This window comes from Parabacteroides faecis, from assembly GCF_014647375.1.
GTDB lineage: Bacteria > Bacteroidota > Bacteroidia > Bacteroidales > Tannerellaceae > Parabacteroides > Parabacteroides faecis.
In genome coordinates this window covers 386,289-412,410 of record NZ_BMPB01000001.1, presented here as the reverse complement: position 1 = coordinate 412,410, position 26,122 = coordinate 386,289, and the positions used below count along the sequence as shown (strand labels likewise).

15 protein-coding genes and 1 pseudogene are annotated in these 26,122 nt (G+C 44.5%); 7 read left to right on the top strand and 9 right to left on the bottom strand.

What is annotated here, in order from left to right:
- Window positions 1-26: 26 nt before the first annotated feature.
- The 5 genes from IEY67_RS01365 to IEY67_RS01345 all read left to right on the top strand — a co-directional run bounded on the left by IEY67_RS01365 (window position 27) and on the right by IEY67_RS01345 (window position 6,843).
- Window positions 27-1,769, top strand: a complete 1,743-nt coding sequence (locus IEY67_RS01365) for a RagB/SusD family nutrient uptake outer membrane protein (RefSeq protein WP_229800929.1) — start codon at window positions 27-29, stop codon at window positions 1,767-1,769.
- Between the two features lie 110 nt (window positions 1,770-1,879).
- A complete protein-coding gene (locus IEY67_RS01360; RefSeq protein ID WP_122374759.1) occupies window positions 1,880-2,302 on the top strand; it encodes a hypothetical protein in 423 nt (140 codons plus the stop codon).
- A 140-nt stretch (window positions 2,303-2,442) separates the two neighbouring features.
- Window positions 2,443-3,384, top strand: coding sequence for an endonuclease/exonuclease/phosphatase family protein (locus IEY67_RS01355; protein WP_183670316.1), 942 nt, complete (start codon window positions 2,443-2,445; stop codon window positions 3,382-3,384).
- A 2-nt stretch (window positions 3,385-3,386) separates the two neighbouring features.
- Window positions 3,387-4,346: a metallophosphoesterase family protein gene (locus IEY67_RS01350; RefSeq protein ID WP_229800928.1), complete on the top strand. Its 960-nt coding sequence runs from the start codon at window positions 3,387-3,389 to the stop codon at window positions 4,344-4,346.
- A gap of 19 nt (window positions 4,347-4,365) precedes the next feature.
- A complete protein-coding gene (locus IEY67_RS01345) occupies window positions 4,366-6,843 on the top strand; it encodes an outer membrane protein assembly factor BamB family protein (RefSeq protein ID WP_183670321.1) in 2,478 nt (825 codons plus the stop codon).
- Window positions 6,844-6,901: 58 nt separating this feature from the next.
- Here the strand turns inward: IEY67_RS01345 and IEY67_RS01340 are convergent, their stop codons facing one another.
- From IEY67_RS01340 to IEY67_RS01305, 8 genes are all read right to left on the bottom strand, one after another.
- A complete protein-coding gene (locus IEY67_RS01340) occupies window positions 6,902-9,139 on the bottom strand; it encodes a glycoside hydrolase family 3 C-terminal domain-containing protein (RefSeq protein WP_183670323.1) in 2,238 nt (745 codons plus the stop codon).
- A gap of 6 nt (window positions 9,140-9,145) precedes the next feature.
- Window positions 9,146-10,411, bottom strand: coding sequence for a glycoside hydrolase family 5 protein (locus IEY67_RS01335; protein ID WP_183670325.1), 1,266 nt, complete (start codon window positions 10,409-10,411; stop codon window positions 9,146-9,148).
- A gap of 5 nt (window positions 10,412-10,416) precedes the next feature.
- Window positions 10,417-12,669 (bottom strand): beta-glucosidase BglX, encoded by a 2,253-nt coding sequence (gene bglX / locus IEY67_RS01330; RefSeq protein ID WP_183670326.1) that lies wholly within the window; start codon window positions 12,667-12,669, stop codon window positions 10,417-10,419.
- A gap of 56 nt (window positions 12,670-12,725) precedes the next feature.
- Entirely contained in the window at window positions 12,726-14,291 is a 1,566-nt protein-coding gene (locus IEY67_RS01325; protein WP_183670328.1) for a RagB/SusD family nutrient uptake outer membrane protein, read from the bottom strand.
- A 19-nt stretch (window positions 14,292-14,310) separates the two neighbouring features.
- Window positions 14,311-17,493: a SusC/RagA family TonB-linked outer membrane protein gene (locus IEY67_RS01320; RefSeq protein WP_183670330.1), complete on the bottom strand. Its 3,183-nt coding sequence runs from the start codon at window positions 17,491-17,493 to the stop codon at window positions 14,311-14,313.
- Window positions 17,494-17,709: 216 nt separating this feature from the next.
- On the bottom strand, window positions 17,710-19,419 hold the full coding sequence (gene susR / locus IEY67_RS01315; protein ID WP_229800927.1) for a SusR family glycan utilization regulator: 1,710 nt from the start codon (window positions 19,417-19,419) through the stop codon (window positions 17,710-17,712).
- A gap of 197 nt (window positions 19,420-19,616) precedes the next feature.
- Complete coding sequence (locus tag IEY67_RS01310) at window positions 19,617-22,427, bottom strand: M16 family metallopeptidase (RefSeq protein ID WP_183670334.1); 2,811 nt, start codon at window positions 22,425-22,427, stop codon at window positions 19,617-19,619.
- An 11-nt stretch (window positions 22,428-22,438) separates the two neighbouring features.
- Window positions 22,439-23,026: an HU family DNA-binding protein gene (locus tag IEY67_RS01305; protein WP_183670336.1), complete on the bottom strand. Its 588-nt coding sequence runs from the start codon at window positions 23,024-23,026 to the stop codon at window positions 22,439-22,441.
- A 258-nt stretch (window positions 23,027-23,284) separates the two neighbouring features.
- On the opposite strand from IEY67_RS01305, the pseudogene IEY67_RS01300 reads away from it, so the two are divergent.
- Window positions 23,285-23,479: pseudogene (locus tag IEY67_RS01300) on the top strand (Fic family protein); the annotation flags it as partial.
- A 221-nt stretch (window positions 23,480-23,700) separates the two neighbouring features.
- Here IEY67_RS01300 and IEY67_RS01295 read toward each other — a convergent pair.
- On the bottom strand, window positions 23,701-24,036 hold the full coding sequence (locus IEY67_RS01295) for a hypothetical protein (RefSeq protein WP_229800926.1): 336 nt from the start codon (window positions 24,034-24,036) through the stop codon (window positions 23,701-23,703).
- A 164-nt stretch (window positions 24,037-24,200) separates the two neighbouring features.
- Between IEY67_RS01295 and IEY67_RS01290 the strand changes: the two genes are divergently transcribed.
- Window positions 24,201-25,988, top strand: a complete 1,788-nt coding sequence (locus IEY67_RS01290; protein ID WP_229800925.1) for a tetratricopeptide repeat protein — start codon at window positions 24,201-24,203, stop codon at window positions 25,986-25,988.
- Window positions 25,989-26,122 lie beyond the last annotated feature (134 nt).

Below are 26,122 nucleotides of genomic sequence, written 5' to 3'. Positions count from 1 at the left end.
TTCTGGTAGCTTGTAACGATAGTTTTATGGAGAGATACCCACAGACAAGTATTAGTGAGGAGAACTTTTTCAATACTCCTCAGGACTTGGAAACATACACGAACGGGTTGTATGAAATCTTACAGTATAGTACAGATGATGTTTATTCGGATAATATCAGTACATACAGTGGTTCCAATGAATGGGATAATATGTTGAGAGGTAAGATCGATGAAAAGAATGTCGGAGGATGGGCGAATGATGGTCGGCCAGACTATGTTAACGGTAGCCATAGTGATTGGGGTACATTGCGTAAATGTAATGTATTGTTGGTTAACGGATATAGGGCACAGGGAGATGAAAGTGAAGTTAAGCATTACGTTGGTATAGGAAAATTCTTCCGCGCTTGGTTCTATTTCTCTCAAATCAAGAAATACGGATCTTCTCCTTGGTATCCTAAACCACTACAGACCTCTGATGTGGATTTGTTGGAAAAAGGCCAGGATTCAAGAGAGTTAGTGGTCGATTCGATTATGGCTGACCTACAATTTGCTGCTGAAAATATTAAAGCAATAGAGAGCCGTACACGTATTAATAAATGGGCCGCTTTAGCTTTGATGGCTCGTGTTGCGTTGTATGAAGGTACATATCGTAAATATCATACGGAACTGAATCTGCAGGGTACTGCCAATGCGTTTTTGGAAAAAGCAATATGGGCAACCAATGAAATTATGACAAAGGGTGGCTTTGAAATTACCGGAAACGGAGCAGAAGGGTATCGAAACTTGTTTATTAGCGGAGACTTGTCTGGAAATAAAGAAATGATTCTTTATGCTGATTACGATCGTACAATCGGACATGGTAACAATACATCTTCCGTATTAGACTGGCAGTGGCATTTGAGTAGAAGCTTGGCTGATAGCTATCTGAAACTGGATGGAACCCCTATCTCTTTGGATCCTTCTTATGCTAAAAGACAGTTCACTCAGATTTTTGAAGACAGAGATCCCCGTATGGCAGAAACAATTATGCCGGCAGGTTTCATCGCTTCGGGTGACGTTCAGGCTAAGAAAGTAAACCCGACTTATGGCGGGTTGGGACAGGTAAAGTTTTATCCTAGAACACAGGATCTGAATGGTGGATACGGTAAGAATTATAACGATCTTCCTATCTTCCGTTATGCGGAGGTTTTATTGATTAATGCAGAAGCAAAAGCAGAGTTGGGATCGATTACTGCGAACGATATCAATAATACGATTAATTTGTTAAGAAACAGGGTTGGAGTAACTCCGATGGATATGGGTAATCTTCCGAATGACCCGGTGATTGCTGCCCAGTATCCTAATGTAACAGGTGCCAATGCAAAAGTTATTCTTGAGATTCGGCGTGAAAGACGTGTCGAAATGGCTTGCGAAGGTCTGAGAACAGATGATATCAAAAGATGGTGTGTTGGTGAGTTGATGGAAAGACCTTCTGAAGGTATGTATATTCCTGGCTTCGGACCGCTGGATATTACAGGTGATGGCGAACCTGATATTGCTATTTTCAAAACTCCGGCAGATAATAATCTCTCAGGCGAAGATAAGGATAAGCTGACTGTTTACACATTGTTCGATGAAACAGGTAAAGAACAAGGTATCTATTTGAGTGAAGGAGATAAAGGATATATCCGTTTTGTAAAAGATAAGAATATCCCTATTACATTCATCGCTCCTAAATATTATTATTATCCGATACCATTTACACAGGTACAGTTGAATCCTAATCTGAAACAGCCTACCGGCTGGTAATAATCTTTGTTCTAGTTATTATTCAACATAATAAATTAGATTGCACCAAGAAAAATATCTTTTATTGAGTATTGGTGCAGTCTTTATCTTAATAATCTAATATAATTAACATGAAACGTTATATAATTATAGCTGTAAGCTTTGCATTATGTTTGTTATTCAATGATAAGGTAGCTGCTCAGTCTATTGTAGAGCAGGCTGTAGAAACTTTAAAAGTAGATGCCAATCAACAAGTACAGGACCTTATTGAACGATCTGTTGCAAGATGGCAATCTGAGGGATATACAGTTGTCCCTTATACTGAATTTAAGACATCTTCTAATCCATTACCACAAGAAATAGAAGTTCGTTTTCAGGAAAATCTTGTTAAATATGCAAATAAGGAATTTGGTGGCGAACATAATTCATTTGTAATATATAAACGAGAATATTATTATAGTACTGTTTATATATTACAAGTAATTGAAGATTGTCCTAGTGGAATTATTCCAAATAAATTTACTAAGGCAGATACATATTCACTATTAGATTAGAAGGCTATTTTTTAATAAAGATATATAGCTATTTATTTGGTATAAAAGAGTGTATCAAAAAGATATTTTATTTTTTGATACACTCTTTTATTCTATCTTTGTGATAATATTTTAACAAAACATTGATAAGTATTATATACATGAAAACACAAAGTCTTGTCTGTATTATATCTGTAATACTCTTTATAAATATGTTCCTTTCTTGCTCAGAACAGAAAAAAGAGCAACAACTCACCGTCCTGTCCTGGAACGTCTGGCATGCAGGTCACTCAAAAACTTATGGACAAAAAGCCTGTGACGGCATCATCGGCATTTTGAAGAAAAGCCAGGCGGATGTCATTCTGATGGTTGAAACTTATGGGGCGGCTCCGATGATCGCGGACTCGCTCGGATACGAACATTATCTGATTTCCAGTAACCTTTGTATCTTTAGCCGTTATCCGATCGTAAAGAGATATTCTTATCCCGATGTGATCGATACGTTTAATTTCGGAGGGGTAGAAATAGATATGGACGGGACACCGGTCCGCTTGTTCGATACCTGGATACATTATTTACCTGATATGCGTTTGACCCCCACCGATAAGTCGGAAGAAGAAATACTGGCCTGGGACGATGCCGGTACACGTGACGACGAGATACGCAAAATATTGGGTGCCCTGAAACCGATGATAGCGGAGACAGATAGCATTCCTATCATTATGGGAGGCGATTTCAACAGTCACTCTCATCTGGACTGGACGGAAGCGACCAAAGACATGTACAATCATGGCGGCGCTGTTGTCAACTGGACGGTATCCAAAGAGATGGAGGCAGCCAATTTCAAAGACAGTTTCCGTGAGATCAACCCCGATCCGGTGAAGAACATCGGAACGACCTGGCTGACAGATGCCGACTCGCTGGAAACGGTGAACCGTCAGGATCGTATCGACTTTATCTATTATCAGGGTAAAACGATACAGGCAGTAGAGTCCCAATGCTATGACAATATCCTGGGTGAAACATTCTCCTTTAAAGGAGATGACTTCTTCTATGCTTCCGATCACGGATTCGTATTGACAACCTTCAATATCAAAAAATAGTTATGATGAAACACTTATTCTTATCCCTTCTTATCTGTCTGGGATTCGGTTCCTGCCAGAAAGAAACGAAGCCTGTTACATTTGCCATCGTATCGGATATACATCAGGATATTGCCCATGATGCGGAAGAACGTTTGAGTACCTTTTTACATGCAGCCGAAGAGAATCAGGTCGACTTTATCATCGAACTAGGTGACTTCTGTATGCCGAAAGAAGAAAACAAGCCTTTCCTGAAGCTCTGGCAGGATTATCCCGGCGAGAAGCACATGGTGTTTGGAAACCATGATATGGATAACTGTTCGAAAGAGGAGTTTATCCGGTTCACAGGGATGCAGAGTCCGTACTATTCTTTCGATAAGGGAGATTTTCATTTTATCGTTCTCGATCCGAATAATATCTATGACGGAGAAAAGTATCTCCCTTACGACAAAGGGAACTATTATAAAGCGGAAAAGATTTCGTTGGTGGATCCCGAACAAATGGAATGGCTGAAGCAAGACCTCCAGGCTACCGATAAACGTTGTATCATCTTCTCGCATCAGAGCTTTGAATGTTCTTCAGAGAACCGTGAAGATATCCGGAAGATCTTTGAAGAGGAGAACCGGCGTGCCGGATATAAAAAGGTGGCGGTCGCTTTCAGCGGGCACGATCATACGAATTATATGAAGGAGATCAACGGTATTGCCTATATCCAGATCAACAGTGCTTCCAATCAGTGGGTAGGCGAGAAATATGCCTGTCCGGAACGTTTCAGCGACGAGATCAATCAAAAAAGACCGGCTTTGAAATATACGCTGCCTTATAAAGACGCCCTTTACGGGATCGTTACATTGACAGATAAAGGTATGAACCTGAAAGGAGTAAAGAGCGAGTTCATTGCTCCCGGACCTGAAGAACTGGGTATTACCGACCGCTCGCAACCTTTAGTACCTTGGATAGAAGATTTACAACTAACATTCTGAATATAAACACATCAATCACATGAAAAAAACATTTCTGAACATCGCCCTGTTGAGCTGTGTGGCATTCTCTGCCAGCGCTGCCTATACAGGACGGGTCTTTGTAGATAAGAACAATAACGGAGTTTTTGATAAGGGAGAGAAACCGATGGCTGGTGTAGCTGTTTCCGACGGACTGAATGTCGTGAAAACGGCTTCCGACGGTTCGTTCTCCTTGCCGGGACATCCGAGGGAACGGTTTATCTTTATCACCACTCCTTCGGGATATAAGACGGATAATAAACATTATATCCGTATCGACGGTGAACAGAAAGGGTATGAATTCGGTTTGCAGCCTTATAACGGAGGGATCAAAAAAGATGGCAGTCATAAATATGTCCATATCGCCGATACGGAGATCTTCAATACGGAGAATCACGGTGATTGGGTAAATAATGTGCGCGATTATGCAGCCAACGAACAGGTTGCCTTTATTATGCACACAGGCGATATCTGCTATGAAAAAGGTCTGAAGGCACATATCCAAATGATGAATACCGCCAATATGGATTGCCCGATGTTTTATGCCATCGGTAACCATGACCTGGTGAAAGGGAAATATGGTGAAGAACTTTTTGAAAGTATTTACGGTCCTGTTTATTACTCTTTCGATGCAGGTAGCACGCACTATATCGTGACTCCGATGGCCGGAGGCGATTATCAGCCCGGTTATACGAAGGAAGATGTCTATCGCTGGCTGAAGAACGACCTGGCACAGGTTCCGCAAGGCAAGCCGATCGTCGTTTTCAACCATGACCTGCTGACGTATGGCGACCAGTTCATTTTCGGAATCAACGATCAGGAACAGATCAACCTGAACGAACATAACCTGAAAGCCTGGGTATACGGACACTGGCATATCAACTATATGAAGAAGCAGGGAGATGTATATTCCGTTTCTACGGCAACGTTGGATAAAGGTGGTATCGACCATTCAACCAGTGCTTTCCGTGTCTTGCATGTCGATAAGAAAGGAGATTTCGTTTCCGAGCTTCGTTATACTTATCTGAATAAACAGATTCAGATAACCTCCCCGGTTGAGGGACAGGTGCCTGTATTGGCTTCGGGTGCCGTACCTTTGGCGGTAAATGTCTATTCATCCGTAACGCCGGTAAAAGAGGTGACTTATACCTGTCTGGTAGACGGTAAGGCCTTATTCAGTAATAAGAAACTGCAAGAGGCTACCGACTGGTGCTGGAATGCCGAAGTTCCTTTGACTGCCAAACAGGAGGGAAAGGCTGTTACTTTAAAGATAAAAGCCCGTTTTAATAATGGAGAAACAGCTGAAACAGAAAGTGCCTTTACATATCATGCTGCTCCTGTGGAGGTGAAACTGGGCGGTAACTGGGTGAACCTGCTGGAGAATCCTCAGCATGCCGTACCTGCTCAACCTGCACTGAACCAGCCTTTACAGATGGCCTGGATAAAGAATGTAGGAGCGAATATTTATATGACATCGCCTTTGGTTTATAACGGAAAGATCTATATCGCTTCTGTGGATGAGAACCTGAAAGGGGAGGCCCATGTATATGCCCTCGACGGTAAGACCGGCGAACTTATCTGGAAATATCCGGTACGCAACTCAGTTAAGAACACGATTGTTATAGATAATGGTCAGGTTCTGGCACAAGATGCACAGGGGTATTTATATGCCATTCATGCCGAAAGCGGTAAACTCAGCTGGGAAAAACAGTTACCGATAAACGGTCTGCCTTCCTTGATCGAAGGGCTGGTTGCTTCCGACGGTGTTGTTTATGCAGGTACAGGTAAAGGGCTTTGTGCTATCGATACGAAAGACGGTCGTGAAATCTGGCGGAATAAAGCCTGGGGGCAGGGTGAAGGAACAACAACGACATTCTCTATAGCAAAGAATGTATTGGTCGGTTCTTCCCAATGGCGTGCACTTTACGGAAACGACCTGAAAACCGGAGAATTGAAATGGGAAGCCAATACGAACGGCCTGCGTAACCGTGGTGCTTCGGCAGCTGTCCATGGTGACCTGCTGTATATCATTTCGAGTGAATCGTTCTTTATTCTGGATGCCAATACGGGTCGCGTGGTTGTGCGCAAGGAGTTACCTTTCAGTGTGGATGTGACTTCTACACCTTTGCTGACGGATAAAGAGATCATCTTCGGTTCAGCTAAAGACGGCTTGATCGCTCTGGATAACGAGACACTGGAGTTGAAATGGAAGTTTGCAACCAACGACGCTTTGGTATTCACTTCTCCTTATTCCCGTAAACCTTCCGCAACGATCGAAACCAGTCCGGTTCTGGCAGGTAATACGGTTTATGTAGGCGCTTCCGACGGAACTATCTACGGAGTGAATAAAGAAGACGGTAAACAGGTATGGAAACATGCGACAGGTGCTCCGGTATTCGGTTCGGTGACTGTTTCAGGGAATGCTTTGATCGCTGTTGATTTCGGTGGAAATGTTTATACATTTGTGGCAGGAAATTGATATATATATATTTGATAAAATAGTAAGAGGGAAGCTTGACTGACTTCCCTCTTTTCATCTATTTTAATTCAAACACAACTTTTTCCCGGATATCCGTAGAGGAGGCTCCGATGAGAATTTCGAACTGTCCGGGTTCGGCAACCCATTCATGTTTGCCGTCATTAAAGAAGCTCAGGGCATCGGTGCCGATGGTGAAGGATATCTGTTTTATCTCTCCCGGTTGCAGGTAAACCTTTTGAAAACCTTTCAGCTCCTTGACAGGGCGGGGGAGTGATGATTTTTTGTCGCTGACGTAAAGTTGTACGACTTCTGCCCCTTCACGGTTACCTGTGTTTTTTACGGTTAGGGTGAAAGTGATAGGTTCATTTTTCGTAATCGTCTTCTTGTCAGCTGTTATTTTTCCATATTCGAATGTAGTGTAGCTCAGACCGTGACCGAAGCTGAAGAGCGGTTTGACTTTCTGCTTGTCTGCCCAACGGTAGCCGACGAAGATACTTTCGTTGTACTTCTCGTCTACTATGCTACTACCGTCATTTCTGGGAGTACCCGGATATTCGCCTAACCGGTGTGCACCTACGTCCTGTAAAGAGACAGGGAAGGTAAACGGTAACTTACCGGATGGATTTACATCACCGACTAATACCGAAGCAATGGCATTTCCCGCTTCCGATCCCAGATACCACGCCTGTACGATGGCCGGAACATCTTTCACCCACGGCATGGCGATGGCATTCCCTGAAATATTTACCAGGATCAGATTTTTATTCGCCTGAGCCAGGGCTGTTATTACCTGATCCTGTCCGTAAGATAAGCCTAGTTCCTTGCGGTCCGCGTCCTCACAGTCCTGATGCGCACTCTTGTTCAGACCACCGATAAAGATCACATAGTCGGCCTCCCTGGCTACAGCCACGGCTTCGGCTATTAATTCCTCCGGCGAACGGTTGTCTTCCAGATCCTGTCCGGACTTCACCCCATTGTATTCACCACTCGGATCGCCTACATAACCACGTGCATAAACAACTTCGGCTTTGTCACCCACTCTCTTCCGGATACCATCCAGCGGGGAGAGTTCGTATTTTACTTTCAAAGAAGAGGAACCGCCGCCTACGGTCATCATCTTGACGGCATTTTCACCGATAACGGCTATTTTCTTTGCACGGTTCAGGTCGATAGGGAGTACATTGTTCTTGTTTTGCAGCAAGACAATACCTTCTTCCCCGATTTGGCGGGCTGCGGTAAAATGTGCTTCCGAGCAAAGTGACCCGTAAGGACGGTTTCTATCCATATTCGTGCGATAAGCCAGGCGAAGGATACGTCTTACCTTGTCGTCCAGCTCTTTCGTTCCGACTTTACCCTCCCGGATCAGCTGAAGATAGGGATCTGCCAGGTAATAATTATCGTAAGCGTTGCTTGCTCCGTTGGATAATCCGTTGGTCCAGCTACCGAACTCCATATCGAGTCCCTTGGTTATGGCTTCCTGCGTATTATGAACGCCTCCCCAGTCGGAAACGACAACGCCGTCAAAACCCCAGTCGCCTTTCAGAATGTCATTCAACAGATATTGGTTATGGCAACCGTGCTGGTCTTTGTACAGATTATAAGAGCCCATGATTGCCCAGGCTTTTCCTTCCTGAACAGCGGCTTTGAAAGCTGGCAGATAGATTTCGTGCAGAGCACGGTCATCTACAATTACATTGGTTGTATGACGGTTTACTTCCTGATTGTTTAGTGCATAATGCTTTACACAGGCTGCCACGCCATTTTGTTGAACACCTTGTATATAGGGAACCACCATCTTTCCGGCCAGATAAGGGTCTTCACCCATATATTCAAAGTTACGTCCGTTCAGTGGTGAGCGGTAAATGTTTACACCGGGACCTAGTAACACTGTTTTGTTACGGTAGCGGGCTTCTTCGCCGATGCTCTTTCCGTACAACAAAGCTATTTCCGGATTCCAGGTAGCAGCCAGGCAGGTCAGCGCCGGGAAAGCGACACAAGAGTCGTTGGTCCATCCGGCTTGCTCCCATTCATCCCATAATACTTCGGGACGAATGCCATGAGGGCCGTCGGTCATCCAGAATTCTGGAATGCCCAGGCGTGCCACCCCCGGCGAACAGAATTTGGATTGCGCATGTGTCAGCGCCACTTTTTCTTCCAGTGTCAGACGCGACAGGGCATCTTCTACACGTTCTTCCATCGGTTTGTTGTTATCCAGATAAACCGGAATGCTTTGTTGCGCCTGGCTGAAAGAGGGCAGCAGCAATAGGAAGCAAGCAATATATTTAATCGGTTTCATGTTGTTTTATTGTGTTTTTAAACTTAGTGAGCGGATATATTCATTCTGAATGATACAGTTCTGTAACCGGCTGTTCTCTATAAATTCCATCAGGGCAGCTTTTGCCTCTTCCTGGTTGGGACGGGCCTCGCGTATTTCCTGGTAGGTACTTCGGGGAGCTTCTGAGAAGGCTATGATACGGTCCCAGTTCTTAGGTGCTTTGATACCGGCAAAAGATGAGTCGTCGATCTTTTTATAGGGCCAGAAGGTCCAGCCGATGTTGTTCTCCTGCATGACGTGGCAGAATGCATTTTGCCAGGCTGCCGTGTTGTGACCGATCTCTCCCATGTACATCGGCAGGTTCACGCGGTCGCGGAAATCGATGATCTCCTGGATAGCGGCCTTTGTTGCTTCTCCGCCGTAACGATGGCAGGTGTACATGATCTTATCATCGAACGTGGAATCGGTAAACGGACGGAAATTACCGTTCCACTGGGCACCTCCCAGCAGGATGATGTGGTTGGTATCTGCCTCCCGGATAGCCGAGACAGCCCGTTTATATAACGGTTCCAGTTTCGCATTCAGCTCTTCCATATTGCTGAAATAAGGAGCGATAGGTTCGTTGGCCAGTTCGTATCCCAGGATAACCGGTTCGTTCTTATAGTATGTAGCTATTTTTTTCCAGATATTGCAGAACTGTTGCTGGCTGGCTTCGCTTTCAAACAGCCAGGGATAACCGTAACTGTCATCGATATTATCACCGGTCTGTCCGCCCGGGGCATCGTGCATATCGAGGATCAGGTACAAACCGGTTTCCCGGCACCAGTTGACAACACTGTCTATGCGGGCGAAACCGTCCTGGTTGGCTGTCAGCCCCATATAATCCTCATCGGTAAAGAGTTTATAATGGAAGGGGAGGCGGATCGTGTTGGCACCTGTCCCGGCGATGAACTGCACATCGTCGCGGGTAATATAATTGTCTTTGAATGATTTCCAGAACTCAGCGGTGAAATCAGGTCCGACCATTTCGCACAACATCTGGTTGATCCGTCCCGGTGAGTTCGTCTTGCTAAAGCCGAACATGTAGCCTTCGGGATTCAGCCAGTTACCGAGATTGGTCCCTTTGATAAAGAACTTCTGCCCCTTGGGGGTAATCAGGTCTGTTCCGGATATGCGCATAAATGCCTCCGGAGGCATATCGGTCGTGTCCGTACCTGCTGTTGTTGCGTCCTGCTGACATCCGGTACAGGATACCAGTAAAAGCATGATTATTAAATATAGATTCTTTTTCATATCTGTTATTCTACTGTGAATGTTGTTTGTAATCCTTCTGCACTGCTGGGACCGACCCAAAGGTTGAACTCACCCGGCTCCACTACTTTCTGCATGTCTATGTTCCAGAAAGCCAGCTCTTCGACTGGAAGAGAAAAGGTGACGGTTTTCTTTTCACCCTGCTTCAGCGGAACACGTTGGAAACCTTTCAGCTCTTTGACCGGACGGGTAACAGAGCCAAAGGTATCTTGTACGTACAATTGTACCACTTCTGTCCCGTCATATTTACCGGTATTGGTCAGGTCGAAACTGATTTCCAGTGTTCCGTTGGCAGCCAGCTTATCGTTGGCCAGTTGCAGGTTGTCGTATCCGAATGTGGTGTACGACAATCCGTAACCGAAGGGGAACAGAGGATCGAAACCGGCATCCATATAGAAAGATGTACAGCCCAGTGAAGTCTGCCCGGCTTCCAGCGGGATAGCGTCGATCAGCGTTTCCTGGCGGGATGCGGGGCGGCCTGTATTATTGTGAGCATAGTAAACGGGTATTTGTCCTACCATCTTCGGAAAGGTAACCGGTGTTTTACCGCTCGGTGCCACTTTACCGAAAAGCAGGTCGGCAATAGCCGGGCCACCCATAGTACCCGGGTGGAAAGCGTAGAGAACGGCATCGGACAGGTTTACTTCCTGCTCGATCGTCAGCGGACGACCTGCCATGATAACCGTTACGAGAGGTTTTCCAGTCTTTGCCAGGGCGGCAATCAGTTCGTTTTGCGCTCCCTGCAGATGTAAATCTGCTAAAGAATGGGCCTCGCCCGAGAGGATAGACTCTTCTCCTACGCATACCAATACGACGTCCGCACGTGTGGCTGCACTTACGGCTTTGGAGATATTGCCTGTGTTCTTGTCGCGGCTGTATCCCAATCCGGGTTCGTAGATAAACTGAACCTTGTCGCCATACATTTCTTTCAAGGCTGTCAGTACGGTTTGAGTATGTGCTTTTTCTCCGTCGAATACCCAGGTACCCATCTGGTCGTGAGGGGCATCCGCTAACGGACCTACGACCGCAATGGTACGGATCTTATCGGTGAAAGGTAAGGTTTTCCGGTTGTTCTTTAACAGGATAACCGATTGTTCTGCTGCTTCTTTGGCTTTGGCTAGATGTTCAGGTGCATATTTTACATGTTGGTCTGTGTTTACATAAGGATTGTCGAACAGTCCCAGACGGAACTTAAGACGAAGGATGTTACGTACTGCATTATTAATGGTCGCTTCCGATATTTCCCCATCTTTTACAAGTTCTTCCAGATGACGGATAAAGGTACCACTGACCATTTCCATATCGATACCGGCATTAACCGATTTCAAGGCAGCTTCCTTCTCGTCTTTGCAGAAGCCGTGGGAGATCATTTCGGCTGTCGAAGCCCAGTCGGTAACGACCATGCCGTCGTATTTCCACTCATTGCGCAATACATCTTTCAGGATAAAGGTATTTCCTGTCGAAGGAACACCGTCATTATCGTTGAAAGACGTCATAAAGGTGGCACATCCGGCTTTCGCAGCCGCTTCGAACGGAGGAAAATAGACGTTACGCATCTGGCGTTCGGGAATGAATGTCGAATTATAATCGCGTCCTCCTTCTGCTGCTCCGTAGCCGATAAAATGTTTGGCACAGGCTGCAATGGAGGTCGGATCGTTCAGGGAATCGCCCTGAAAACCTTTCACCATAGCTACACCCATAATGGAACTCAGGTACGGATCTTCACCACAGCTTTCAGCGATTCGTCCCCAGCGGGGATCGCGAGAGATATCGATCATCGGGGCAAATGTCCAGCGGATACCGTCGGCTGATGCTTCTATTGCGGCTACACGCGCACCGTCTTCCACAATTTGAGGATTGAAAGTAGCGGCCTGTCCCAGGGGTATTGGGAATATTGTTTTATATCCGTGAATGACATCACGCGATATTAACAGGGGGATACCCAGCCGGGATTCTTCCACCGCTACTTTCTGTATCTCATTGACTTTTTCAGGGTCCGTCACATTCAGTAACGACCCGATCTCTCCTTGGCGAACCTGCCCTGCGATTTCATCCATGCTGCCAAACGGACTCAATTGGTTCATCTGACCGATCTTTTCGGGTAAGGTCATTTTGCCGAGTAGTTCTTCTACCTGTTTTTCGATAAGAGAATCTTTACCAGTTCCGGAAGGCTGGCTGCACGCCGTCAGAATAAGAGCCATCAGACCGGTATTGAATATCGTTGATCTTACTGTTTTCATGGTTGTTATATTATTGTTGTAAAGGGCGGATAAACGCCGCCCCTACATGGTAACTGTTAATACGGATTTTGAACGATAGTCCCTTTGGCCGCTTCTATTTCACTCTGCGGGATGGGAAGATATTTCTTGTTTATCGTCCATTGAACGCGTTCGGGGATACCGTCTTTCACGTACGATCCGCCTTTCTTATCCAGTACTTTTCCGCCTTTGGGCTTTAAAACTTCTTCCGCTTTGCCGAAACGGACCAGGTCGAAATAGCGTTTGCCTTCACCGACGAACTCGCGGCGGCGTTCCTGTAGGATATTATCCAGTGTCGGATCGATCGAAGCTACTCCGGCACGTTCACGGACCTGGTTCAGGTAGCTTTTGGCAGAACCTGTATCGTTGGTGCGTGTTGCCAGTTCGGCTGCGTTCAGTAATGTTTCCGCGTAACGGTAGATACGGAGATTGTTATCCCAGTTCAGGTCGGGATCACCTACACAACCGGCATTGCCCCCAATGCGTCCCAGGTATTTACGAAGGAACAATCCCGTGTTCTGATAACGGCCTCCGTAAGTAACTGTTATCCCTTTTGCCGCATTGTCTGCTATATATTTATCCATATTCAGAATACCGGTGTCACGGCGTTTGTCATTTTCCTCGTAGGCATCGTAAGCCTCTTTGGCCACTGCTTCAAATCCCCAGCCGCTAACATAGTCGGGACTGCCGCTCAGTCCGTCGATACCGATCATGGCAGGGACTACGGTGCCTCCGGTAAAGTTGGCATCGCCCCAGGTTCTTTTACCGCCTTTGGCTATATAATTGATGTCGAAGATCGTCTCGTTATTCCATTCGAACTCTGTTTCCCAGAGATTTTCGAACGGCTGCAGGGAATATTCGCCGGAAGAAATGATATCTTTCATATATCCCAATGTTTTTGCATACTTACTTTCATCCTGCTGGTACATCACATATTCTGCATATACCATCGAAGCCATAGCCTGTGTGACACGTCCTGCCCATTCGGCCGGTTGTTTCATCGGAAGCACTTTGCTGTCGAGTACTTCAGCCAGATCTGCTTCCACCAGGTCGTACATTTCTTTCGCTGTTTTCTGCTCTGCGATATACGGGAAAATCAGGTTCACATCATAATAAGGAACATTTCCCCATAATTTCCACAGGACAGAATAATACCAGGCACGCAGTACGCGGGCTTCTGCGATCAGTTTTTTCTTATCCGTATCGGACATATCCGAAGCTTCGACATCGGCAATCACAAGGTTTGAACGGTTGATACCCGAATAGCTGGTAGTCCATGCACCGCTGATCGTCTTGATCGGGTCCGACAGGTATTGTGAGATCAGATGGATCTCACCCTGGTCGCTGGTGCTGCCGCCACCTACGTAAACATCGTCGCTCATGCAATCGTATACCAGGCTTAGAGGTGCCCAGCCTGAGAAGTAGTCATACCATTGCAACGGATCGTAAGCAGCGGTCACCGCCTCCATGATACGGCTTTCCGTATTGTAATATCCGTCGATAGGTACACTGCTGGAAGGATCAACGGATAAGAAATCATCTCCGCATGAGGTAGCTCCGAACAGGGTGAGAGCTACACAAGAAATCGTTATTATCTTTTTCATTTGTCTTGTCTTTTTAATGTTAGAAATTAAGGTTCAAACCAACGGTGAATGTACGTGCCTGCGGGTAGATTCCACGGTCGATACCGGCAGAAGCGTCGTAGGAAATTTCAGGATCGAATCCCTTGTATCCCGTCAGTGTAAGCAGGTTCTCTGCCGCTACATAAATGCGCAGGCTGGATATGAATGCCTTTGAAGTCAGGTCTTTCGGTAAGGTATAACCTAACTGGATATTTTTCAGACGCATGTATGAACCGTTCTTGATATACAGGTCCGATACACGGTAGTTGTCATTGTTGTTTGCCCAGGTGAAGCGGGGAACTGTATTGGAAGTTCCTTCTCCATGCCAGCGATCCATCATCTCGCCAGACAGGTTGACATATCTCAAGTCGATACGGCGGGTGGCATCGAATATATCGTTACCGATAGAACCGGCGATCAGCATGCTGAAATCGATGTCTTTCCAGGAAGCCTGGAAGTTGAGGCCGTATGTCCAGTCGGGAGTACCTTTACCTATCTTCGTACGGTCCGTATCGCTGATCGCACCGTCTTTGTTCGTATCTATGAAAATTACATCACCGGGTTCGGCATTCGGTTGCAGTTTCTCACCTTTGTTGTTCACGTAGGCATCGATCTGTGCCTGGTTCTGGAAGATACCGGCTGTTTTGTAACCGTAGAAGAACGGATAGACTTCCCCGTTTTCTGCGCGGCTGACATTACCCAACTGGTGTACGTTGTCTTTCATTTCGAAACCGTCGGAGTTTCCTAAGTTGATCAGTTTGTTTTTCAGGTAACTGATGTTACCACCTACTTTGAAGTTCCAGTCGCCTGTATTGAATTTATATCCCAGGTCCACTTCAACGCCCGAATTTTCCATAGAGCCTACGTTACCCCAGGGTTTGGATTCACCCAGGTAAGAAGGGATACTCATTTCCTTCAACATGCCGTTTGTTCTCTTATTGAAATAATCGGCACTGATTGTCAGTGAATTATTCAGGAATCCGAAGTCAAGACCTGCATCGTATTGTTCTGACTCTTCCCATCTCAGGTCGGCATTCGGAGTGCCCGACGGTTTGCTACCCATAATAATCTGCTGGCCTGATCCGTCACCGAATACATAGTTGTTGCCGGTTGCCACGTTCGCTGTATAGCGGAATGCTCCGATATTCTCGTTACCGTTCTTACCCCATGACAGGCGGAGTTTCGTACTGGTCAGCCAGTCCGGGCGTTCTGCCATGAAAGATTCGTTGGTGATATTCCATCCCAGGGAAACGGAAGGGAAAGTAGCCCATTTATTGTTCGGTCCGAAATTGGACGAACCGTCACGGCGTACCGTGAATTGCAGCATATAGCGTTCATTGTAATTGTAGCTGATACGGCCGAAGTAAGAAGCCAGTGTGGAAGGATCGAACATACCGCCGTATACATCGCGTTTACCGTCGGATGCCAGGCCGCTTGTAAAGTCGAGATTCGCTTTATCTTCCAGTTCCGCAATCATGTCGTATGCGCTGCCGCCTATTTTACGGCCGGTATATTTCTTTGCCGATTGTCCCAGTACGACTGAGAATGAATGAGCGCCGAATGTCTTGTCGTACGTCAGGATATTTTCCAGCTGCCAGGTGCAGCCGCGGTTCATTTCCGACCATACTTTCGATTTGTCGTTATGGCTGTTTACTGCCAGGTAATACGGTTTGCTCCATCCGTCGGTTCCCCAGAATGCCAGGTCGGTCCCGTAGGATGTTTTGAATTTCAGATTATCCCAAAGTGTCAGTTCGGCGAAGAAATTGGCTACGAACTTGTCTGAATTGAATTTTTCTCCTGGCAGGGACAGATATCCGAGCGGATTGCTTATCTCATTGAAATCTTTGCTTGGAATGGTTACCAGGCGTCCGGTTTTCTTATCTCTCACCAGGTCGCCATATTGTTTGATTTCGTCCGCATACTGATTATACAGTGCACTCTCGTCATCGGCATATACCCCCATGATAGGAGAAAGGAACATCGCGTTACCCAACGCGGAACCTGTCAGCGAGTTCGTCTCGATGGTCGTATTGTTGATACGGGAATAAGCGGCATTCACACCGATCACTATTTTATTCAGCCAGCTGCGTGTCTTGCTTTCGTCGAATAAGGTGTAGGTCGAATTGGTACGCATGGTCATACGTTTGTAGTTGGAACGGTCGTAATCGCCGCCTACGATACCTTCCTGGTTATAATAACCGAGTGAAAGAAAATAATTGACCTTTTCACTGGCACCGCTTACGCTTACCTGGTGGTTCTGTACCGGAGCGTTGTAGTTGAACGTTTCTTTCTGCCAATTGGTTCCGATACCGTATTGCGACGGATTCTGGTACATATCGCCTTCGCCTGCATAGTTGCTGGCTTCGTTCATCAGGGTCGCATATTGAGTGGCATTCAGCATATCGCGTTCTTTCCAGGGACGCTGCCAGCCGAAAGAAAAGTCATAAGTGACTCTTACCTTCCCTTCTTTACCACTTTTTGTCGTTACAAGAACGACGCCATTGGCGGCACGTGCACCATACACAGCACCTGAAGCTGCGTCTTTCAATACTTCGATAGAGGCGATATCATTCGGGTTCAGATAATCGATCCCGCCGTCGATAGCCATCCCGTCTACGATATAGAGCGGATCGGAATTATTGATAGTACCTGTACCGCGGATGCGTATCTTGGCTGCTGCTCCCGGTTGACCGTTGGTAGTCGTTACCTGTACCCCCGAAGCCAGACCTTTCAGTGCATTATCCACACGTACAGGAGCAGTTGAACTCAGGTCGTCGGCAGAAACGCGGGCGATGGAAGCCGTTACCACACTCTTCTTCTGAACTCCGTAGCCGATAACGACCACTTCATCCAGTGCCTGGTTGTCTTCTACCAATGTAATGAATATAGGAGCATTTCCCGACACCTTTACAGACTGGGATAAATAACCGATAAAAGAGATATCCACCGTGGCACCTACTTCTACATCAGGAATACTGAACATACCGTCCAGATCCGTTATGGCTCCGGTCGTAGTACCTTTTATCGCGATATTCGCACCGATGACCGGTTCTCCCAGGTGATCTTTTACCTGTCCGTTGACAGTCACTTTTTGGGCAAACACAAATACTGGGAATAATAACAGGCATAGGAATAAAGGAATGATCCCTTTATAATGCCTCCTTTTTGCTAAAATGTCTTTCATACGATACATACATTTTTAAAGTTAACATACTAATTGTTTTTACACTTTTTGTACTTGCAAAAGTAAAGTGCAATCTGTAAGTCTCAATAGCCTGGTAAGCGGGAGAAGTAAACTCGGTTAAATTGTATATTGTTTATTATTAATTGGTTATGTATGTGTGGTTGTTCGAAAAAAGTAAGTTTCAATAGTAGGTAAAGGAGGCTTTCTGAGCCGTTTTCAGCGTTCTATTTTTCCCAAAGATTTTACAATATCTGCAAAATGCTCCTTAGGAACGACAGCTTTGCTGCGTGTTTTCAGCCGGTTGTTGTAAACGGTCTGTGGGGAACAATGCAGGAACTCGGCAATTTTTACGCTGTCGCTGATACCCAGGCGCACGAGGGCATAGATGCGGAGTTCGGTGTTCAGCAATTCTCCTTCCCGGGGTATGATCTGTTTGTCCGGTTGTAGCAAGGCATTGAAATCAGAGACAAAATCCGGATAGATATGCAGGAAGATGGCATCGAAGTTACTGTAAAACTCTTTCAGTTCGTTAGCTGCCAGGGTCGAGGTATCCGTCATCTTCTTGACTTCTTCTACCATGCCCGTTTTGATTTTCCGGTTGATATTCTTCCGGTATTCGTCCAGTTTGCTGATATAGCTGGAACAGATGTTGAATACGTAACCTATATATTCTTCCTTGACATAATTGGATTCCGTCAGTTTGTTGTTGGCATCCAGTAACTGTTCATTGAGCGACTGAAGCTGGTTGTTCACTTCCGCCAGCTGTTTATGAGCCTGTTCGAGTTCTTCTACATGCCTGTTCAGGTCCAGGTTGGCGCTGTTCAGCTTCTTGCGTGATTCTTTCAGCCGCTTCATTTGTGATCCGATAAGGAATACGGCTGCAAGCAGGACCAATAGCAATGTGCTGACAATGAACAGATACCGGCGCAGGTCGGCTTCCTGTTTCCTGTTCCTTTGTTCGTATGTTTTGTGGATGGCATCCAAAGCGGAGGAAATGCCGATCATACGTATCCTGTTCTTATATAATTGTGCGCATCCCAGACAATAGTTAAGATATGAATAGGCACGGTCTATGGATCCTTTTTCGTAAAGGATCTTTCCCAGTTCTTCCAGGGAAGCAATATCATGGTTCGCCGAGCGGATATCAGCCATGGCTGATAAAATGAGGTAACGAAAATATGCATCTTCGTTACCTTCGTCTCTATACATGATTGCCAAGATATAAGCATTCATGGCATCTTTTCTGGAGTCGAAAGAAGCAGAAGCAAGCACTTGTGTCAATTGTTCTTTTACTTCAGCTGCTTGTGGAGTTTTGTTATATTGCCATCCTTTGTACCATAAACCATAAGGATGGTTGTCGGGAATACTGGCGAAGATAGAATCCCGGTAGTTCCGTTCTTTTGCATAGTAAAGAGTGCTCTGTTCTGAATTCTCCCCGGAATATTGTCCGTAATGGGAATAGAGATACATCATTTGTCCGTAATAGTCCGTTCTGGAATAGGGCGACAGGTTTTCCGGTTTTATTTCGTTCAGTGCATCCAGCCCCTCTTTCAGAAAACCGGTGGCTGTCAGGATGAACGATTGTTCGATCTTCCACTGCGCAGCCCATTGGGGATTGTTCAGTCGCTGTGCTATTTCCAGGTTTTTATGGATATAACTAAATGCGGAGTCGCTGTCATAAACCATGTATTCTTCGTAAAACAATTTGTTCATCCAGTATTGCTCTTCCTCTGTCGCAACTTTCATCTCCATTTTCCTCAGATCCTCGATTCTTTTTTCTTTGGCAATGATAAAAGTCTCTTTTTTAGCCAGTAACGAGTCCAGGCTGTTCAACATTTTTTCAGTCTCGGCAGAAAAAGCTTGTCCGGATATATTCCCGGAAAGAATGAATAGTGGTAGCAGACAGAGAATTACTCGGATGTACATTGTATTCGATTTAAGGTTTACAAGAACAAAGATAAAAAAAGAGGATGAATTCATCCTCTTTTTCGCTTTAGATATCATCTGAATATCTCAACATATTTTTTTAAGATATAGATCCGTCCTCGTTTTCCACCTGTAATCTCTTTTAAAACGTTGGTTGATCGATTTCCTAATTGTTTTATGCACTCGTTATTATAGTCTTACGGCTCCATCACCACCTCGATACTATTTCCCTGGCCAAGTAGTTTCTTAGCGAAGGCCTGTATTTTGGCAGGAGTGATACTGTTGACCGTTTCAACATATTTTGTTTCCCCGTCGAATCCTTTGTAATAATAATTATCCAGCGTATTCAGCCAGTAACCATTTTCCTGCAGGTTTTCAGCATGACGTTTCAGGATGTTGTCCTGTGTTTTCTTGAAATATTCAGGAGTTGGGCCAATGTCGGAAATACGTTTCAGCTCGTTGCGGACGATCGTGTTCATCTTTTCGCGTTTGTCCGGGTCGGTATCGAAATAAGCCTGCAGGAATGTCTGTCCTTTGGGGAAGGAAGAGATGCGGGCGGAAGTCTGCACACCGTAAGTACCACCTTCGTCTTCACGTACTTTTTCTGTATATACCAAGTCGAGAACCTGTTTCAACATGGTTGCCGTAAGGATATTTTCCAGATTGTAATCCATCTGTCCGGAATAGAGATTCACGACGGATGCTTTCGGGGTTTCCATCGGGCGTTTGAAACGGTTTACGTAATCGCCTTTGCGGATGGGAGGTACTTCTTTCGGGTTACCCTGTTCGATCTTTCCGTTTGCCGGAAGGGTTGCCAAATATTGTTCAGCCAACGGGCGGATGCTGTCTATGTTGATATTCCCTACAAAAGTGAAAACGAAACCGGAAGCATCGCCGAAACGTTCTTTATACATCTCCATGATACGCGGATAACTGATATTCTTGAAATCGGCAGCGTCGATACGCATGGCACGCGGATTATTATCGTAAATCGCTTTAGTCAACGAATCACTGAAAGCGACCATTGGGTTTAGTTCCAGATTCTTCAACTGTGCCTTCATGCGGTTTTCAAAAGAAGTATATGCCTCTTCATCCATGCGTGGAGCCGTGAAGTTGAGATAAATCAGTTCGAATAACGTTTTCAGGTCGGCAGGAGTGGACGAACCGTTTACGTTCTCACTATCCATTCCCAACGAAGTGGAACAGGATACTTTCTTACCTGCCAGCATCTTGCTCAGGTCGGTCGCAGAGAAGTTACCCAGACCACCCAGGCCGATCACGTCGTTGAACACTTTCAGGTTGTCGATGTCCTTATTCCCGAACAAAGTACTTCCTCCCGGGCTGGTTGCCGTCATTTGGATCTCATCCTTCTTGAAGTCAGTGTGTTTTAATACCACTTTGATACCGTTACCCAATGTCAGGATCGTGGCACCGAACAGCGGGTCTTCCTTTGTCTCCGTGATCTTACCCGGAGCAGGGAGTTCAGCGATCAGCGGTTCGTTGGAGACTGTTTCCTTATAGGCTTCTACAGGAATGCGTTGCGCCTTCATAAAATCGCGGAGCAATTCTTCTTCTGTAGGAAGGGGGATACCTTCTTTTTCCGGACCGGTCAGGCTGATAACGATATTTCTGTCACCGATCATATCCTGTATATATTTGTTGATCTGTTCGACCGGAACAGCCTGTGCAACCTGGTTGATCAATGCATATTCGGCTTCGATGCCGGGAATATATCCTCCTTCGGTAAAGTGGCGGACATATTCATTGGTGAAAGTGCTGTTACGCTGTTTGTCGCGGTCATTGTAGAGCGATTCGTAGTCTTTCAGTACGTTGATACGGGCGCGGTCATACTCTGAAGGAGTGAAGCCGAAACGTTTTACCCGCTCTGTCTCTGTTACCAAAGCATTCATGGCCGAGTCGACCTCGTTATCTTTTACCAGGGCAGCAACAGTCCAGGCACCTTTTGTCTTGGAAACCATGAAATCACCGTCTGAAGCCTGGGCCGCAACAAACGGCGGATTGGCTTTCTGCACCATTTCGTTGAAGCGTTCGTTCATTATCGTTGCCGCTATGTTCTGGATATAATCTTTCACCAGTCCGGCAATCGTTCCGTACATATCCTGCGGCATTTTTTCATGTTTATATGAAATAGAGAGGATCGTGTTCGATGCCTCTTTGTCTGTCGCAACGGAGATCAGCGGCATATCGTTGTCAGGAACCTCGAACATGGTACGCGGAGCGGGGTTTACAGGAGCGGGGATATCGGCAAATATTCTTTTTACAGCGGCTTCCACCTTGTCGACATCTATATCTCCAACAATGATGATACCCTGCAGGTCGGGACGGTACCATTTATGGTAATAGGCGCGCAATTCGTCCGGCTTGAAATTGTTGATCACGTCGATCGTACCGATCGGCATGCGGTTGGCATAACGGCTGTTCGGATAAATTTTCGGCAACTGCTGTTCCCAGATACGCATTTGTGCATCCTGCCGGGTACGCCATTCTTCGCGGATCACACCACGTTCCTTTTCGATGGCCGAATCGGCAAGCGTGATGAAGCCGGACCAGTCATGCAGGATCAGCAGGCAGGAATCCACTACACTTTCGCGAGTCACCGGGGCATTCATGATCATATAAACCGTTTCATCGAAGCTGGTATAAGCATTGAAATTTTCCCCCATACGCATACCGATGCTTTCAGTAAATTCGTCCATTCCCTTATTCGGGAAGTTTTTGGAACCGTCGAATGCCATATGTTCCAGGAAATGTGCCAGCCCGCGCTGATTTTCTTCTTCGAGAATGGAACCGACGTTTTGGGCGATATAGAAATCGGCCCGTTCTTTTGGTAACTCATTATGACGGATATAATACGTCAAACCATTCGGAAGTTTACCGTAACGAACCTGCGGATCGATAGGTAACGGTTGCAGTTCCTGTTGTGCCGCCAGTTGGAAAAGGCAGAAGAAGCTCAGCAGGAAAAAGATAAAAGATCGTTTTTGTTTCATTTGTTCCTATTTTATTTATTATCAGCAGTTAATACATACATGACATGCGTGCCGCCTCCTATTTTGGATAAAACATTTTTTTCTGTGAATAGTTTCAGATCAGCGGTAGCACGATAGCGCGAGCAGCCGTTTAGCTCGGCATAATCCGGGGTTGTAATCTGTTTGTGCCGTTCCAGAAAATCCAACATTCGCTTTTCGCGTTCATCGAACGTTAATTTTTTAGGTGTTTTGACTTGTTTCAGTTCTGCATTTCTCAGTTCTTCTTTTAACTTTTCCGAGCAACGGAAGTTTACGTTGTCTACCGTTACGGTTATTTTCTTCCCGTCAACGGATGGGCGGGTACGCAATGAAGGCGAGAAATGTCCCAGTTCTTCCAACTCCACATGTTGCCCGCTTTCCAAAGAAAATCCGATCGCCCATACAAATGAGTCGAGTACTGCCTTCACATCGGCCGAAGAGATCGTCGACCGTGAGCAGATCATTTTACACAGATGATCCATTTTTACCGTGCTGTCGCATAATGCCCGTGCATGGATTAACTTCGGACCTTTCCTGCCTTTCGGCCGTGGCGTTTCGTGGATTTTGAATCTGATTCCCATTTTTATTTTGTTTTATACTTGTGTGCCTGAAAAACAACACGTAGTCTTTCCGTTTCTCTGCCGACGAAATTGCCTGTCGACAATTGTCTGCAAGCCTGTCGATAATTATGAGCAGGTCTGCCGAAGGTTGTGTGCAGACTTGCTCATAATTATCGGCAGGAAAAAAGGTTGAGGGCAAATATACGATGCAATAGCAGGAATTGTACTCAGGGTGGGTATAATTATGGAATATTTATACTATACCTTATTCCCATATGTTTTGAGGTGATTCACCCTTTTCAGGATGGTAATGGACGTGTCGGTCGCCTGATCCTGTTTAAAGAATGCCTTTCAAACGGACATGTTCCCTTTATTATCACCGAAGAATTGAAAATGTCCTATTATCGGGATACTTGTTTGACTGCGCAGGATAATTATAAAGAGGTATTGGATAAGTATCGGATTAAGTATTGAGATTCGAATATTTTATGGAATACCGGATGGCGTAAAGTCCCTTTTCGTTATATTTCTTACAAATGACAATATGATTATTATTTAAGTGTTTTGTAAACGGATTGATACGTTAAAAAATATTACCCGCTGGGGTATTTTTATTTATCCGGTATATTAATCCGATTTACCTGGTAGAGTAGTGACATTTTGATAATGGAGGGAATCTTTTATAAGAATTACGATTAGTTGCAAGTTGTTCGGTTAGCTTGTTCGGCGCTTGTTCGGTCAACATGTTGAGATGGATTGATAATCATAGTTCTATTTTTCAACTCATTATTTTCTCCCATCATCAGATTCCTGAAAAACAAAACTAAGAAACTCATATCCGGTTCAACGCCTTTTCGTATATTTCTGTAATTTGCACGCACCAACGCATTGCGGAAGTACCAAGAGTTGTCGGCAAACAGATCATTATTCACGTCAAAACCAATACTACGCAAATACTTTATAATAAAGACTGCCGTTGTACGAGTGTTTCTAAGTGATGAATATTCAAAAGAAATTGAAGTAAGTTTCAAAAAACATGTTTTGAACTCAGATAATTAGTTTGTGGCTGTATTGAAAAAATTGATTATTAATAGCTTTAGGTTGAATTGTTTCATTATCTTTGAGGCTATAACAATTATGCCGTGCAGCGATGAGATACCTATCTTATATAGTATTCTGTCTGCTCTCTTTCGTGATGTGTACTGAACAGCCAAAAGAGTTATTGCCGGAACTGTCTCGTGCAGAGTTGCTTATGCAACGTTGTCCAAACAGTGCTTTGGCGGTATTGGATTCAATGGAAGTACCCTCTCCATCTGATAAATTTCAATATGCGACATGGTGTCTGTTGATCACTCAGGCACGTGACAAGAACTATATCAAACATATTTCTGATTCACTCATCAATATAGCATTGGATTATTTTGAAAAACAGAATGATCCGGTAAGAAAAGCGACTGCGTTATATTATGAAGGGCGAGTTAACCATGATCTGAATAATGCGGAGGAAGCTGCTGATTATTATTTACGAGCGAGGGATGCGGCAAAGAATACGACGGATTATAGGTTGCTTTGTTTGATAAATATTCACTTAGGTACATTATATGCTTATCGTGGTTTGGCGGACTTGGCATTGAAAGCTTATGAGAATGCATATGATTATTCAATTCAATTGAAAGATAGCACATTGATTTCCAACTCATATTCTTGTTTGGGACGTGTTTCTACGCTTAACAATGATTGGACTAAAGGATTAGATTATTATAAAAAAGCAATAGGAATTGCAGAACAGGCAGGAAGTTTGAAAGCTTTAACATTGGCTTATGGGGAAATCGTGACTGTGTACAGATCTTTATCCATGCTTGATTCATGTATGTATTATCTTGATAAATCAAAGAAGATAGAAGAAAAACATAACATTTCTGCTTTGCCACAAACTTATTTAGGAATCGGAGAAACTTATTATTGCATGGGACAATCTGATTCAGCTTATTTTTATTTAGAAAAAGCATTGAATACTACTAATCCTTATACAAAACAAGATGCAACACAAACTTTATATTATTTATGTAGAGATTTAGGGAAATATGAAGATGCAATTCAATATAATGAACAATATTGGATTTATAAAGATTCTGTAGATAATATCAATCGCAGTTCGGAGATTGCGGAAATTCAAGTAAAGTATAAACAGGAAAAGTTATTGAATATAAATAATAACTTAGAAAACAAGTTGTTATGGGGAACGATAATATTATTAGTAATAATATCTATATTAATATATTTTTATCAACATAAGTTGCTCAAGAAGGAACGTACAATTCAAGAAAATAGAAAGCAGTTGGAGATGAGTATAAACCATTTACATGAAAATGAAAATATAATTTATGAAAATGAGACTCTTATAAAAGCCTTATCTTCTCAGATAGAGGACCATGTAGGCTCACAGGAGCATATAAATGATCAGATGAAAGAATTTGAACGAATTCGCCAAAACAATGCTTCATTACAGTCTCAAAATGAAATATTGCAGAGAAATATAGAGAAATATGTATCCCGTTTAAAAGAAAAAGGGGAGGAACTAAAAACGTATGAACGCTTGGTTACTGAAAATACTTATTTGTCCGAGCGGCAAAGATATCTATGTTCCCAATTGATTAAGCATATAAATATACTTAATTGTTTAAAATCCAATCCGGAATATATCGATGAATTCCGATGTTCTGAAATCTTTAATTTAATGAATATCGTTTATCCGAATCTGATTGACCGGTTGAGGAGAGACTTTTCATTAACGAATGATGACCTTTTGATTTGTTGCCTGATAAAATTACAATTGAATAATTCCATTATGGCTGAATTACTAGCTATTTCACCTTCATCCGTAACCAAGCGTAAGCAACGTTTGAAAGAGCGGATCAATCAGCATTTGGAAACCCCGTTAGAGGGAGAAAGGTCCATTGATGCTTACCTTTGGAAGTACTAGGAAACACCTTGTCCACATTTTGTGATTGCTTGATATTGATAAACGCCTTAATATTAGCGTTCTGGCTGTTCATGTCTGTCCACTTGCTGTCCGTTTATTTTTATCTGTTTCTATTATAAACCGCATACCTTTGT